Source organism: Chitinophaga sp. CCNWYY40, assembly GCF_037483205.1.
GTDB lineage: Bacteria > Bacteroidota > Bacteroidia > Chitinophagales > Chitinophagaceae > Chitinophaga > Chitinophaga ginsengisegetis.
In genome coordinates, this window is the sequence record NZ_JBBHLF010000002.1 from 479716 (window position 1) to 495539 (window position 15824).

A 15824-nucleotide genomic window follows, 5' to 3' on the forward strand; every position below is an offset into this window, starting at 1 on the left:
GCCCTTTTTTATACTGATTGAATTAGTTCTTTTTGATAGCCTTTATTTTTGCCTTGTGCTGTTTTTTACCTTTCACATTTTCACCTTTGATAGTAGCCGCCAGCTTTAATGCTTCATAAGCATTGATCATTCCACCGGTGATAGACAGATCCGCAAAATTTACCTTTTCATCAGATGTACCTGGTTTATTTACTTCAGTAGTACCACCCGGTAATGGTGTTGCGCTTTTTTCCAGTACATATTTCAGCTGCCTGGCGCTGAGTTCCGGATAATAGGAGAGTACCAGTGCTGCTACGCCCGCTACCACAGGGCTGGCCATGCTGGTGCCGCTGGCGCTGCCGTATTTGTTGCCACCTGGAATAGTAGAGTAGATTTGCACACCAGGCGCAAAAAGATCCACGCTTTTCTTACCATAGTTAGAGAAAGGAGCCACTTTATCGTTGCCCAATCCTGTATTGCTTGCACCTACAGTAATCACATTGGTGGCAATGGTGCCATCCAGGTAATTGGGGTTAGGATAGTTGGCAACAGAGTCGTTGTTGCTGCCGTCGTTACCGGCTGCGTGTATCAGCAATACGCCTTTTTCTTCTGCATATTTAATAGCCGCATCCACCCAATCCTTATGGGGGGAAAACGGTTTGCCAAAGCTCATATTAATGATCTGAGCGCCATTGTCTACCGCATAACGGATGGCCAGGGCCACATCTTTATCTCTTTCATCGCCATCCGGTACGGCTTTTACCGCCATGATGCGCACATTGTCGGCCACGCCGTCCATACCTACGCCATTGTTCCTGGCAGCTGCAATGATACCGGAAACGTGCGTACCGTGGAAACCAAAGGTACCCATCACGTCGTTGTTGCCGTATTTGTTATCGTTGATATCGTTGAGGTTGTCGCCTACAATCCTTTCCCTGTTGGCGTTTGGCGCTACTTCTGTACTTTCTGCCTTACGCTTCAGTTCATTCATGTATTCGTCGAATTCCATTTTGAACTCGCCGAAAGTAGCGGGTTCATCACCGGCGCTTTTCAGCAAACGGCTCATGAAATTACGCGCCAGCAATACGTCCTGGTTGGTTGTTTGAATACTGTCCAGCTGGGCTACATTGAAATCATCCTTGCCCAGGTAGGTTTTCAGGATGGATTCACACTTGTTCACGTTTTCCTGGAGCTTCGACATGCTTTTGTATTGCATCTTAAACTGGGAATTGGGCTTCTCAATTTTCGACTGCAACTGCTGCCAGATGGCATATTCTTTTGAATCTTTTGCCAGTGCGGAATCCGGGTTGCCATAAAGGCTTTTGTAGCGGTAGTATTCACGGGCGGCTTCTTCAGAGTCTTCTTTCAGGCTGCTGCCGTCTTTACCACCCAGGAAGTTCCAGCCATGAATATCGTCCACATATCCGTTACGGTCGTCATCCTTGCCGTTACCGGGAATTTCGCGGGTGTTGGTCCACAGTATGCTTTTGAGATCTTCATGCGTGGTGTCAATACCAGAGTCGATCACCGCCACAATAACGGGTGTACTTTTCTTCCCTTTTAACAATTCCTTATAGGCCTTTTCTGTTGACGTACCAAATACACTGTCGGTATCGTAACTCAACAACTGCCAGTTTTTGGGTATCTGGGGTTTACTCTGCGCTTCAGTATTTGTTGTAAATGCAGTCATCAATGCAACACACCCTGCCAGGACTGCAACCTCTCGGCTTAACAATTTCATGTTCAATAATTTTCCCTATAAAAAACAACTAAAAATATCATGATGATAAGATTAAAGGTATAGAAAAAGCGGTATAACATTAAATTTTAATGATAAACGCGCTATATATTGGTTGATTGGGAGATTGGAGGGTTTTCCGGGCATTCCGGGGACGGGCATTGTTTACGTCTATCTTATCCTGATTTGCTTGCCGGACATAGCCCGTAACCACCTGTCACAATCCCTTTTGCAATTGTTCCCGGCTGTCTTAATTTTAACCTGTTCTTATTCCTCATACCCCTCATCTGCCAGATCTTCGTTCGGGATTATTACAGGTATCGTATTTCATTTATTTAAATCTACCAATCATGTTGAAAGCTGTTCTCATGGCCACTTTGCTGGCTACCGGCACACCTGTGTCTGCCGCTGAACCTGAAGTAACCACCCTCATTTTTGTGAATGCTGCGGAAATGGAATCATCCCCATCAGCAGATCCCGGCCTCAGTGCCACAGGGCTGGAACAGGCCACCCAACTGGCGTCTTCCCTGGAAGGAACGGAGATCTCCGCCATTTACACCACCTATCTGAACCGTGCCGTGCAAACGGTTACCCCGCTCTCAAAGGCGCACCAGCAGCAGCTGGACTACTTCCGGTTAAACGGCGATCCGGAGCAAACAACCGCCACCCTTAAAGACATGATAAAGAAAAATAAGGGCAAAACGATTGTTATTTGCAGCGTTCCCGAAAATATTACTGCGATGTTACAGCATGCGGGCGTAAAGGGTAAAATCATGAAAACACTGTATGATAAAGGGTCCGGGCAGGTTTTAGTGGTGAAACACAGTGGTAATAATACGGCAGTAGCACAAAAGTTGAATATGAATATTCAAAAAAAAGTCTAATATTTATATCCGGAAGAGTTTCTAATGGCTTCCCGCCATTTCTAACTTTTCTCATAAGCATGGTTTCCGTTTAACGAAAAGCGGGGTTCTCTAACCTCGCTACTATTTTTAAAACCTTGCCGCCGTCGGTGTATGTAGAGAAAAGCAACGCAGGTTGCTGAAACGTTTTTGACACGTAGTAATTTTATCAACCGCTTTTAAAAATCTGATCGGGTAGCATCTCCTGTCACGAAAATTAAAAGCTCCGGGGCAAGCGCCTCGGAGCTGGATGATCCGGAAAAATTTACAGTAAAAATATTGTTGTCAGCTATCCGTTTTGGGGTATTTGTACCTGCAAACGGATAGCTGATTTATTTGCATCAGAGATCAAATTTGATGCCCTGTGCCAGTGGGAGACTGTTGGAATAGTTGATGGTATTGGTTTGCCGGCGCATGTAAGCTCTCCACGCATCGGAGCCACTTTCACGGCCACCTCCGGTTTCTTTTTCACCGCCGAAAGCGCCGCCTATTTCAGCGCCGGATGTGCCGATATTTACGTTGGCAATACCACAGTCGGATCCTGCATTTGAAAGGAACTGTTCTGCTTCGCGGAGGTTCAGCGTCATGATGGCAGAGGAAAGCCCCTGCGGCACATCATTCTGCATGGCAATGGCTTCGGCCAGCGTAGCGTATTTCATGACGTACAAAATAGGCGCAAAGGTTTCGTGCTGTACTATGGCGTAAGTGTTTTCCACCGCTGCAATGCAGGGTTTCACATAGCATCCGGATTCATAACCCGGGCCGGACAATACACCGCCTTCCACGAGGAAGGAACCGCCCTGTTGTTTTACCTGTTCTATTGAGCTGAGATAAGCATCCACGGCGGCTTTGTCGATCAACGGACCTACGTGGTTGTGCTGATCCAGCGGGTTGCCGATACGCAACTGCGCGTACGCTTTTACCAGCCGCGCGGTAAACGCATCATACACGCTTTCATGGATGATGAGCCTGCGGGTGGAAGTGCAACGCTGCCCGGCGGTACCCACGGCGCCAAACACGGCGCCAATGAGCGACATATCCAGGTCGGCATCCTGTGAAATAATGATGGCATTATTACCGCCCAGCTCCAGCAGGGAGCGCCCTAAACGCTCGCCTACGGCAGCTCCTACGGCTTTACCCATGCGGGTGGATCCGGTGGCGGAAACCAGCGGAATACGTTTGTCGTGCGCCAACCATTCACCTGCATCACGGTTGCCGGTTACCAGGCAGGAAACGCCTTCCGGTACTTTATTGGCGGCGAATACATTGGCTACTATATGCTGACAGGCTAAGGCCGTAACAGGTGTTTTTTCAGAAGGCTTCCAGATACATACGTTTCCGCAAACCCATGCCAGCATGGAGTTCCAGCTCCAAACTGCTACCGGGAAGTTAAAGGCGGAAATAATACCGGTAATACCCAGCGGATGCCACTGCTCATACATCCGGTGGCCCGGGCGCTCAGAGTGCATCGTTAAGCCATGCAGCTGCCTGGAGAGGCCCACTGCAAAGTCGCAGATGTCGATCATCTCCTGTACTTCTCCATATCCTTCCTGCAAACTCTTTCCCATTTCATAGGATACCAGTTTCCCAAGATGTTCTTTATGTTCACGGAGGGCTACCCCGATCTGTCGTACTATTTCGCCCCTTTTGGGCGCCGGCCATGTGCGCCATTCCTTGAAAGCCTCCTGGGCTACGGCAACCACCTGGTCATAATCTTCCCGGTTAGCGCTTCTGACGGTAATAATCTTCTTATTATTTACCGGCGAAACCGAGGTGATTTCCTCGCCGTGAGCCGGCAACCAGTGGGTTCCCGTGCTGATACCACTTTGTGCCGCAGTGATGCCAAATGCTTTTAAGATGTCTTCCATTGTTGGTGTATTAATAAACTAAATTAGGAACTTTTTTTTGTTTGCGCGGCGTAGGTGCTTTCAAAGATCTTATCGGCGTTTCCGGCTTCAAAACCTTCCCTGCGGTGTTCCCGGCGTATTTCGCTGGCAGGTAAATGCGCAAATGCAGGGAGTACCTTTCTTTCAGCAAACTCTACATAGGAGCCGGCGATGGGGAATTGTTCCCCGCCAGAAAAAGTAGCAGTGATCATGCCCGCTACTGTAGCGCTTTGCAGCAATCTGCCATCCGGACTGGTTTTAATTTTACCACCGGAGTCGTTGAGATGAAAACCATGTTTCTCCAGGAACTGGTTGAAATCGGCCACGGTATTATATCCCGGAGGAAGATTATGTACGCTTACGGTAAAGTGATTGAGGTAATAACGGTTGTAGATCACCCAGGCGGCGTACTCGCTCTCCGCGGCCAACACTTTGTAATCGGCCAGGGTAGGGGTTTGCCACAGGGCGCTGTGAAGGAAGGCATCTACAGCCTTGCTGTCGTCGAGGTCCAATGCATTCACCGGGTCAGTCTTCACTTCATCCGTGTAATGATGGATGATGGTTTGTGCAGCAGCACTCAGTTCGGCCACCCGCAGCTCACTGATAAAGATACGCGGGTATTGCGGCTCCGGCGGAGCATACCACCACGCATCCAGCTTCTTGGCAGGGAAGTGATACTTATCCATTTTCGTATAGCCGTAATGGAGAAATATCTTCTCGAGCGACTGTACCCCGAGCTGTGGTACACCCATTGTGCGGAAGGCGATGTGGTCATTCTCTATATCGTCTGCCCGCGTAATAATGCCTTCCTTTATCATAGCGGCGATAACGGCTCCAACATCCGGAACCCTTTGCTGATAGCGCTCCATCAGCCCGTTTAAAACATCTTTTAACATGACATACAGCTTTTAGGGCTAGTTATAATATACCGCAAAACGGTTGTTGATCAGGTCATTAAATGCTACGTCTTCCTGGCGCACAAAACCATTGGCTGGCAGCAGTCCTTTCGCATGCAGGTCTATCACTGCACAGGCCGCGCCGGCAGTGGTAAGTTGTATGGCGGTAAAGTCCCTGCCAGATACTGCCTGGTTATAGATCTTGCGTGAATAGGAGCGTTGCACAGAGCGGCCGTTCACCATTCCCGATACCGATACAAAAACCAATACCACATCCTGCTGGGTGAAAGGTATGCTATCTTCCATAATCTCCTTCAGCATTTCTCTTTTTTTATTGAGTTTCAGCTCATTCAAAAGGATTTTCATCAGCTGGCAGTGGCCGGGATAGCGCACTGTTTTGTAATCGAGATTGTACACTTTACGGTCCAGGATTTCAGCAAGGGCGCCTAGTCCGCCGGAGGTATTAAACGCCTCATATTCCACGCCATCAAGGGCAAAGCGCTCGTAGCCTTCCATTGGCATTACCTCTTTGCGTTCGCCTTCGTGAATGGCATCGCAGGGGTTGCAGTATTCGTTGATCAGTCCATCGGTGCTCCAGGTAAGGTTATACATGAGGCTGTTGGTAGGAAACTGCGGCAGCGCGCCTACACGGAGACGAACAGCGTCCAGCGTATCAAACTGTTTGGCAATATCATGGGCGGCGATGCTGATGAAACCAGGCGCCAGTCCGCATTGTGGCATGAAGCTTACATTGGCCTGTGCGGCTATTTCGCGGATGGCATTGGTAGTGGCCACATCTTCTGTTAAATCAAAATAGTGGGTGTTGGCTTTGGCGGCTGCGGTAGCAATTTTTACGTTCAGGAAAAAGGGGCAGGCGCTCAGCACCATGTCCTGTTCCTGCAATGCCTGCTGAAGCGAGGTGGCATTGTTTACATCCAGTACTGTTTTGCGGATACGGGCGTTGGTGCATTTCTGCAGCAGGGCGTTGTTGCTGTCGGCCAGCGTTACTTCATAGTCGCCGGACTGTTGCAGTAAGAAGGCCGCGGTTTCGCCGATCTTACCGGCGCCAATAATCATTACACGTTTCATAATCTGTTTGGAATTATAGTGAAGAGGGAAGCATGTTTTGCTTCCGGAATAAACAATAATAAATGACGCTTCCCTTAACTACGTATACCCGTCACTGTTATACACGAACCAATGCATTTGCGGATGGATTGAAAACAAACCCATGCAAATCATCTGTTGTGATGAAAGTCAGTATTGCAGATACAATAGCATTACAAACCGCTAAGCGGCGCTGCAGGAAAGGAAAAGAAAGGAAGTGCTACCTATGGCACATGGGAGCAGGTGCTCCGCAGATAGGAGAGTAAAGAGAGTTGTATGTTTAACAGGTAGTTCATTCAACTTATAAAGTGCGAAGCGAATATAGGGAATTTATATTAAATACAAATGACGAATTTGTATGGAGATAATGATCTCTCTGCAAATCCGTCATTCTTACTTATCATTTAATCAGTACTGTTCATTTTCATTCGGGAAATCTTTGGATTTTACATCATTGATGTATGCCTGGGTGGCGCCAAAGATCTGGTTGTAAAGGTCGAGATACCGACGGAGGAAACGTGGTTTGAACTCCTTATTAATGCCGAGCATATCGTGCATTACCAGTACCTGTCCATCCACATACCTGCCTGCACCGATGCCAATGATGGGAATTTCCACGGTTTCAGCAACGATCTTCGCCAGTGATGCCGGGATCTTTTCCAGTACAATGGCAAAGCAGCCGGCTTCCTGCAACAGTTTCGCGTCCTTGATCAGCTTATTGGCTTCTGCTTCTTCCGTAGCGCGTACGGCATAGGTACCAAACTTATAAATCGACTGGGGCGTAAGTCCCAGGTGGCCCATTACCGGAACACCGGCGGAGATGATACGTTTTACGGATTCAATGATTTCTTCGCCGCCTTCAATTTTGATACCGTGGGCGCCTGTTTCTTTCATAATACGGATGGCAGATCCCAATGCTTCTTTGGAGTTCCCCTGGTAAGAGCCAAAGGGCAGATCCACGATCACAAAGCAGCGTTTAATAGCCCTGACTACGGAAGCGGCATGATAGATCATCTGGTCCAGCGTAATAGGAAGGGTGGTTTCATGACCCGCCATTACATTGGATGCAGAATCTCCCACCAGCAGGATATCAATGCCTGCATCATCAAAAATGCGGGCCATAGAATAATCATACGCAGTAAGCATGGAGATCTTTTCCCCGTCTACTTTCATCTTCTGCAGTATATGCGTAGTGACACGCTTTATTTCTTTATTCACAGACATAAGCAGTGAGCTTTTAGCATTTAGCTGTTAGCAATAACCGCAAAGGTGGCAATATAAAAAGATAAAAGAAAATGTTTTTTATGTACGGCCGGGGATCAGGAACTCACCGCGATCTCCTCATAAAGGGCGTGAATAAGGCCATCTGCAAGTCCTATCTTGGGTACATATATTTCCGGCGTATCTGCCCAGCGCATAATATTTACATAGATCTGCAGGGCGGGAACAATCACGTCGGCGCGGTCTTCCCGCAGGCCGTACAGGTGAATACGTTCTTCCACGGTGAAGGCGCTGAACTCCTTGTAATAGTCTTTCAGCGTATCCAGTGAAAGGGGCTTGCCTTCTTTTCGTTTAGAGAGAGAGAATATTTTATTGATGTTACCGCCGGAACCGATCGCAATCACGGGGCCGATGCCTTTGAGTTGTTGTTTCAGAAAGTCTTTCAGCTGCTGCCAGTGCGCTTCGGTTACCTGTTGCTGCAGCAGCCGGATCGTGCCTATATTAAAGGATTCTTTAAAGATTTGTTTGCCTGCGCTGAAAAGGGTGATTTCTGTGCTGCCGCCGCCTACATCGATGTAGAGGTACGACTTTGTTTTATCCATGTTTTCAGCCACATGGTTTTCGTAAATAAAAGCAGCTTCTTCCTGCCCTGTAATAATCTGTATATCGATGCCGGTTTGTGCTTTTACCTCCTGCAGGATACCCACGCCGTTGCTGGCGTCGCGCATGGCTGAGGTGGCGCATGCCTTGAGATATTTCACCTCGTATACATCCAGCAGCAGCTTATAGGCCCGGATGGTATCAATAAGATGTGTGGCCTTTTTGTCTGAAATAACCTGGTTGTTAAATACGTCAAAACCCAGCCGTAACGGTACTCTTACCAGGTTTAGCTTGGTAAAGTCCATTACGCCCGCACTATTCGGCGATGCTTCAGAGATGAGCAATCTGGCAGCATTGGAGCCTATATCAATCGCAGCTAATTTCATCTGTCAGTCGTTAGATCAAAAGGGCAAAAGTATAACTTTTTAAAGTTAATGGTATTCTTTTTCGTGCAGGTATTTATAGATCTCTATCTGTGTACGGATCTTTTTATCACCTGCTTTCTTATATTCATTTTTCTGCTCGTTGTCCAGTATACGGGCTTTTACATTACCGCTGAGCTGAATATTCATGATGTCTATCAGTTCCTTGCGTATAGCCGGGTCCGTTATAGGAGCAGCAGCCTCCACACGGTGATCCAGATTACGGATCATCCAGTCGCACGAAGCAATGTATACCTTTTCCTGTCCTCCGTGGTGAAAAATAAATACGCGGGCATGTTCCAGGTATTCATCCACAATGCTCACAGCGGTGATATTCTTTTTCCACTTTTTATTTTCCGTATAGGCGCAACAGATACCTCTTATTACCATCTTTACTTCCACGCCGGCTTTCGCGGCTTCATACAGTTTGGTGATGAGGCCAGCATCAGAAAGTGAATTCATTTTAATGGTGATAGCCGCTTTCTTTTTATGCTTCGCATTCTTGATTTCCCGGTCCATCAGGCGGAGGAAGGTATCGCGCATGTTAAACGGACTAACCGGGAGGGTTTTGCAGCCCTGCAGGATTTTGATATCATGCCGGACGTTTTCCAGGTAGGAAAAGATGCGGTTCATATCGGCAATGATAGCGCGGTTGGTGGTGAGCAGGCAGTGATCGCCGTATACCCTGGCTGTTCTTTCGTTGAGATTACCGGTGCTTACAAAGCCGCATTGCAGTGTTTTGGTACCAATCCGTTTTTTGATCACACACAGTTTGGCGTGGATCTTCATATTCGGGATACCCAGTAACACTTTCACGCCTTCCTCTTCCAGTCTTGATTTCCAGTCGAGGTTGGCGGCTTCATCAAAGCGCGCACGCAGCTCCAGCACTACGGTTACCTGTTTACCATTACGTACGGCATTCACCAGTGCATTCACTATTTTGGAATTACGGGCAAGCCTGTACGCAGTTATTTTTATAGAAGATACATTCGGATCTATCGCGGCTTCCCTCAGCAGGTCGATGATGGTATCAAACGAGTGATAGGGGAAGTGCAGCATTACGTCCTGCTGTTGTATTACATGCATTACGCTGGGCGCATTAACAAACAGCGGATGGGTAAAGGTTTTACGGTGTAAATGAGGCGGGAAGATGGATTCCGGGAAATCCATAAAGTCTTTGAAGTTATGGATCCTGGCGCCTGGTATCAGGTTATCCTTTCCGGAGAGGCCCTGTCTGCGCATCAGGTATTCCAGCAGCAGCGGGTCTATGTCCTTGTCATATACAAACCTTACCGGCTTGCCTTTACGACGGTCTTTCAGTCCTTTTTCAATCTGGTGAATAAGACTGTCGGAAATATCATTATCAATATCCAGTTCCGCATCGCGCGTTACTTTGATGATGTGTGCGGAAAATTTATCGTAACCGAAATAGGAAAAGATATTGGGTAAGCAGAAGCGTACCAGGTCTTCCAGCAGGATGATATCATGTTCTCCGGGTTTGGAGGGCAGGATAATAAAGCGTGGAAGTACAGTGGTAGGTATTTCTATGAGTGCAAATTTTTGTCGTACAGAATTATCCTGGCGGGCCAGTACAATAGCCAGGTAAATAGATTTATCACGCAGGATTGGGAACTGTTGTATGCTTTCAATCATCAGGGGGATGATGTTGGTGCGTACCTGTTCATTGAAGTAGTTGAGTACAAATTTCTGTTGCTCGCGGTTAAGCTGCTTTTCCGTTCGCATGAAGATGTGCTGGGCTTCCAGTTCTTCCGCAATATCTTTCCACACCAGGTCAAATTCGCGCTGTTGCTCAATTACACGGGCCTGTATTTCATCCAGTATTTTATCAGGATTTTCTTCGAGATGCATTTTTCCGGCTTTACCGAAAGACATCATGCGTTTGAGGGTAGCTACTCTTACCCTGAAAAATTCATCGAGGTTATTGGAAAAGATGCCTAAGAAGCGGATACGCTCATGCAATGGAACGGTTTTGTCTGCTGCTTCCTGTAAAACCCTGGCATTAAAAGAGAGCCAGCTGATATCCCTGGCAATCATTTTCTTCTTCTCTGTAAGGGGCTTCTTGGTTGTTTTTTTTGGTACTGTTACTTCGGGCATTGTCATAATATCAAGGTTCTCACCATTCGGCAAACGCATACGAACTTATTTACATTCAAAAAAATCACATCGTCTAAACCACGATGATACAGCTTTCGCTTTAATTGAAGTATTAAATTAAAGTTAAAGAAAATAGGGGAGAATGTGGCGAAGGGGATTTCCCTTCGCTTAACTTAACTATGTGCAGGAAGTTTTTTATTGTAAACAGGTAGGGCCACCAGGCTGATGAAGCCGAGCAGGATCACCAGCACTGTTTGTGCCACCCAGATGATCCAGCCAAAGGCAAAACCGATAGCTAAAGGGATGCCGTACAGCTCCAGTGATTTCTGTACCAGGGGCTGGTAAGCGCCAATACCGCCGGGGGTAACGATCATGCCTACACTACCAATCATCAGTACGGCGAGAGCTGCGCTGATGCCCAGGTGGCTGGTTTCTTTCAGACAAAAGAACCCGATGTATACCTGCGACAGGTAGCAGGACCAGATCAACACCGTATGTATCAGGAACCAGCCTTTCTTTTCCATTTTGCCGATAGAAAGAATGCCTTCCATGATACCTCTTGCAAGGTTTTTAATGGTGATAGCTACTTTGGATCTGGCAAATTTTTTCAGTAGCCAGAGTAAAAGCAGTATTACGCCGGCGAGTATAACGATGCCTATCAGCAGTTGTATACCATTGGCGTGTGCTATTTTGTTGGATACCGGTACGAAGATCGATTCGTTGACATAGGAGCCGAGAACATCCAGCTGGGTGAGCACGGTGAGGGCCATGAGCAGGAGCAGGCAAACCATATCTACTGCGCGTTCCGCGATCATGGTGCCTACGAGTTTGTCGGCCGGCACTTTTTCATACTGGGCCAGTATCCCGCAGCGGGTTACTTCTCCCAGGCGGGGTACCGCGAGGTTGGCAAGATAGCCTACCATTACCGCAAAAAAGGTATTTAGTGTGGTGGGCTGATGACCCAGTGGTTTCATCAGCAGTTTCCATCTTACGGCCCTGAACCAGTGACTGGCAATACCGATGGTCATGGTGGGTATAAGCAGCCAGTAATTGGCTTTACGGAAAGCGGTATTGATCTGTTCCCATTGTTCTGTTGTGATGTCTTTGGTAAAAAGCCATATCAACATCACCCCGATGCCGAAAAAGCAAATAAACTTAATGACGTTCTTAAGCGTTTTGGGCATGATCCAAAGTTGTTTTAGGGCGTTAGTTAAAAACAGGTACAGATACGGGTTTACAGTTTATTTCCTTCTTTGGGGAAAATGGCAACAGGCGTATATTTTTTCGCTTCTTCAAAATCCATAGTGGCATAGGAAATAATAATTACTATATCACCTGGGGCAACAAGACGGGCAGCGGGACCATTCATACAGATCACACCTGAACCACGTTTTCCTTTGATCACATAGGTTTCCAGGCGTTCTCCGTTATTTACGTTTAATACCTGCACTTTTTCATACTCGATTAAACCAGCGGCGTCCATAAGGTCTTCGTCAATCGTAATACTTCCAACATATTGCAGATTGGCTTCCGTCACAACCGCGCGGTGAATCTTACACTTTAAAATTTCGATTTGCATAATTTATACTGGCTTAGCGCTATAGAGCGTTTGCAAAGCTAGGGAAAAAATATGGAAGATCGAACAGGGGATGCAGCAGTAGTGCAGTGTCTGCTGCATCCCTTGCAGGATAAGGTTAGAGGCTGCCCTGCAGTATCATATTATCGATAAGCCGGACGCCATCGAGCCAGGCTGCAACGGCAACAACTACGGTAGCATTTCCGGGCGGCTGATCCAGGGGAACGAGGGTATCATTATCCAGCCGGAGGATATCCACGTATTCCGGTTCAAAGCCTTGTTTTTTCAGTGTATCAAAAGCTTCATGGGCGCCTTCCATAAAGTGAAGGCCTTTCCCGAAGTTATCTTTTATGTGAAGGAGGGCCTGGTAGATCCCCACAGCTTTTTTCCGGGCAGCGGGAGAGAGGCGCGCATTGCGGCTGCTCATGGCCAAACCATCTTTTTCCCTTTCGGTAGGACACACCACCAGCTTTACCGGGGAATGGGTTATGGCGAGGAGCCGGCGGATGATAAGACATTGCTGCAGATCTTTTTGTCCCATAAAAAGCTGGTCAGGTTGCACAATATCCAGTAACTTGTGTACAATACGACCCACGCCCTGAAAATGCCCTGGGCGGAATTTGCCTTCAAGGATAGTTTCCAGGTCGCCGAAGTCATAATGCAGATCGCTTTCCAGACCTTCAGGATACATTTCCTCTACGGATGGCAAAAAAAGTATATCTGTCGATACATTATTTAATTTTTTTATATCCTCTTCTATTGTGATGGGATATTTTTCAAAATCTTTTGGATCATTAAACTGAGTTGGATTGACAAAGATGCTGCAAACGACCACATCATTTTTTTGCCGGGTTGCCTGAATAAGTGACAGGTGACCGGCATGGAGGGCTCCCATAGTGGGCACAAAACCAATGCTTTTGTTGCTTTTTCTTACCAGGTCCAGGTGCTTCTTCAGGTCCGCGCTGCGCTTAAATAGATACATAAATCATTGCTTAAAAGGATGTTAAAACTGACAGATTGACCAATATTCCGTAAAAAATCCGTAATTTTGCAAGCCAAATTAAAAATTACTGCATTAATAATCAGCGTTAAATGTCCACAAAGAAAAGAATTCTTTTTATTGCCCAAGAGATGTCGCCGTACCTGGAATTGAGTGATTACGCGGCAATGGTCAATAAAATGGCAATTAAGTCCAATGAGGCTGGCCTGGAAGTGAGAGTGATCATGCCTAGATTTGGAATTATTAATGAGAGAAGACACCGTTTGCACGAGGTCGTAAGATTGTCGGGGATCAACATTGTGATTGACGGGGATGATTACCCATTGATTATCAAGGTGGCTTCGCTTCCAAACGCCCGGTTGCAGGTTTACTTCCTGGATAATGAAGATTATTTTAAGCGTAAAACTGTGTTTGCCGATGAAAACGAAGAGTTTTTTGACGACAACGCAGCGAGAGCTGTCTTCTTTTGCAAAGGAGCCCTGGAAACGGTGAAAAAGTTCGGATGGCCTCCGGACATCATTCATTGCAGTGGCTGGATGACCTCTCTGATACCTATGTATCTGAAAACGGCTTACAAAAAAGAGCCTGTCTTTGCCAATTCAAAGATCATATATTCGCTGACTCCCAATACATTCAAGGAAAAGTTAGGCACTACCTTTGTTAAGAAGGCCACAATCAGTAACCAGATCAAGGAAAAAGATATGGAACTGTTTAAGGAAGGTACCAACACTGCGCTGAACAGGGGAGCGGCAAAATACGCGGACGCAGTTGTACTGGCCGGTGATAAACTGGAAAAGAAAGTAGTGGACGAAGTGAAAGCGGAAAAAGGGAAGATCATTCTGCCGTTTAAAAAAGACAACGATGATCTGGGCGATTACCTGCAATTGTATAATCAACTGCTGGGTAAATAACCATCAAGTCCACCTTTAAAGCGTAGTTGAAGCGTATTTAAAGCGTATTAAAAGCATGTTCGGGCAGTAAAACCAATACTCACTAACAACATAACGCGTGAAGATCAATTTCAGGAACCTTAGCTTCTTAGCTACCTATATTACTCTGCTGTACGGAGCAACCGGTTGTAACAAATCCACTATCCTGGGAAGTGGTTTAATTCCTCCCGGCGATTTTGTGAATGCACAGGACACAACGCTCACAGGTATTATTGCCAACAACATACTCCGGTATGATTCCTCTATTTTAAACGGACAAAACGCCTATAATAAAATCCTGGGATCTGTTACCACCGACCCTGTTTTTGGGAGAACTCACGCTTTCGTATACACGCAGGTATCGTTACCCAAAAGCGCCTTTACCTTTGAAGGTACCGGTCAAACACTGGATTCCGTTGTATTGTCGCTGAGCTACAGCGGCTATACCGGTGATTCTTCCTCACCTCAAACCTTCCGGGTGTACCGGATGGCTGAAACCGGGTTCACCATCGACTCCAATTACGCTTATAACAAAGCCCTGGCTTATAACCCGGGAGAGCTACTGGGTACTGCTACCGTTACGCCACTGTCGCTCCGTGACTCCGTAAGCGTTTACGGTACCAAGGAAACCGCCCAGCTGCGTATTAAACTGAGCACCGCTTTCGGTAATCAGCTGCTGAGCCAGAAGTCTGATGGCGCTTTTGCCACAGATTCCTCTTTCCGCGCTTACCTGAAAGGATTCGCCATTGTACCGGACACCAACCTCGGTACCAACAGGAACATGATTTACCTGAACCTGAACAATACCAACACGAAGCTGACGGTGTTCTACAAAAACACTACAGCCGATTCGCTCCGCGCTACCATGTCGTTCGATCAGTATGCCAGCGCCCATGCCAATTACTTCACCCGTAATTACAATGGTTCACAGGCCGCCAGGTTTATCAATACCAGCAACCCGAACGGGGATAGTATCCTCTTCCTGAACGCCGCACCAGGGCTGTTTACCAACCTGACGATACCTGGTCTGGAAAACTTCCCGAATGTATTGATCAATAAAGCTGAGCTGGTGATTACACAAATAACTTCCGGCCCAAGTGATATGAATAATATATTTATTGAACCAGGAAGCTTATCTTTACGCCAGTATACAAACGGTGATACCACCAAGATCCCCGCAGACTATTATACAGGTGGAGGCGCAGCCTATTTCGGCGGCACCCGCCAGGTGATTACCAACTTTGGAGGCGTACAGGTGGTGCAATACACCTTTAACCTCGCCAATACCATGCAGCGGTTTATCAGGAAACTGGACCCCAACAAGGGTTTCAAACTTGAAGGATATTCGCCGTTGTACATGGATCTGAACCGTGTGAAAGTAGGTGGTAGTAACCTGTCACAGTATAATATCAAGCTCAGAATTATTTACACTAAACCATAAAACTACTAATCC

General features: G+C 46.9%; 13 protein-coding genes. 3 read left to right on the top strand and 10 right to left on the bottom strand.

Annotated features, from left to right (window positions below; genetic code table 11):
• Positions 1-22: 22 nt before the first annotated feature.
• Positions 23-1720 carry a S8 family peptidase gene (locus V7S65_RS07635; RefSeq protein ID WP_336388645.1) on the bottom strand — a complete coding sequence of 566 codons (1698 nt, stop codon included), beginning with the start codon at positions 1718-1720 and terminating at the stop codon, positions 23-25.
• A 347-nt stretch (positions 1721-2067) separates the two neighbouring features.
• Here V7S65_RS07635 and V7S65_RS07640 point away from each other — a divergent pair, with 347 nt between their 5' ends.
• Positions 2068-2601: a phosphoglycerate mutase family protein gene (locus V7S65_RS07640; RefSeq protein WP_079467440.1), complete on the top strand. Its 534-nt coding sequence runs from the start codon at positions 2068-2070 to the stop codon at positions 2599-2601.
• A gap of 359 nt (positions 2602-2960) precedes the next feature.
• Here the strand turns inward: V7S65_RS07640 and amaB are convergent, their stop codons facing one another.
• The 9 genes from amaB to panC form a co-directional block, all read right to left on the bottom strand.
• A complete protein-coding gene (gene amaB, locus V7S65_RS07645; RefSeq protein ID WP_079467439.1) occupies positions 2961-4487 on the bottom strand; it encodes an L-piperidine-6-carboxylate dehydrogenase in 1527 nt (508 codons plus the stop codon).
• 23 nt (positions 4488-4510) lie between these two features.
• Complete coding sequence (locus V7S65_RS07650; RefSeq protein ID WP_336388644.1) at positions 4511-5401, bottom strand: DUF1338 domain-containing protein; 891 nt, start codon at positions 5399-5401, stop codon at positions 4511-4513.
• Between the two features lie 18 nt (positions 5402-5419).
• Positions 5420-6490, bottom strand: coding sequence for a saccharopine dehydrogenase family protein (locus V7S65_RS07655; RefSeq protein ID WP_336388643.1), 1071 nt, complete (start codon positions 6488-6490; stop codon positions 5420-5422).
• Between the two features lie 426 nt (positions 6491-6916).
• Positions 6917-7732: a 3-methyl-2-oxobutanoate hydroxymethyltransferase gene (gene panB, locus V7S65_RS07660; RefSeq protein WP_336388642.1), complete on the bottom strand. Its 816-nt coding sequence runs from the start codon at positions 7730-7732 to the stop codon at positions 6917-6919.
• A gap of 95 nt (positions 7733-7827) precedes the next feature.
• The gene (locus V7S65_RS07665) at positions 7828-8715 is read right to left on the bottom strand and encodes a Ppx/GppA phosphatase family protein (RefSeq protein ID WP_079467435.1); all 888 of its coding nucleotides are present in this window, start codon (positions 8713-8715) and stop codon (positions 7828-7830) included.
• Between the two features lie 45 nt (positions 8716-8760).
• Positions 8761-10905, bottom strand: coding sequence for a polyphosphate kinase 1 (gene ppk1 / locus V7S65_RS07670; protein ID WP_079467434.1), 2145 nt, complete (start codon positions 10903-10905; stop codon positions 8761-8763).
• Positions 10906-11039: 134 nt separating this feature from the next.
• A complete protein-coding gene (locus V7S65_RS07675; protein WP_336388641.1) occupies positions 11040-12050 on the bottom strand; it encodes a lysylphosphatidylglycerol synthase transmembrane domain-containing protein in 1011 nt (336 codons plus the stop codon).
• A 50-nt stretch (positions 12051-12100) separates the two neighbouring features.
• Positions 12101-12445: an aspartate 1-decarboxylase gene (gene panD / locus V7S65_RS07680; protein WP_079467432.1), complete on the bottom strand. Its 345-nt coding sequence runs from the start codon at positions 12443-12445 to the stop codon at positions 12101-12103.
• Positions 12446-12560: 115 nt separating this feature from the next.
• Entirely contained in the window at positions 12561-13424 is an 864-nt protein-coding gene (gene panC, locus V7S65_RS07685) for a pantoate--beta-alanine ligase (RefSeq protein ID WP_336388640.1), read from the bottom strand.
• Between the two features lie 110 nt (positions 13425-13534).
• Here panC and V7S65_RS07690 point away from each other — a divergent pair, with 110 nt between their 5' ends.
• Positions 13535-14353, top strand: a complete 819-nt coding sequence (locus tag V7S65_RS07690) for a glycogen/starch synthase (protein WP_079467430.1) — start codon at positions 13535-13537, stop codon at positions 14351-14353.
• Between the two features lie 97 nt (positions 14354-14450).
• On the top strand, positions 14451-15812 hold the full coding sequence (locus tag V7S65_RS07695; RefSeq protein ID WP_079467429.1) for a DUF4270 family protein: 1362 nt from the start codon (positions 14451-14453) through the stop codon (positions 15810-15812).
• Positions 15813-15824: the final 12 nt, after the last annotated feature.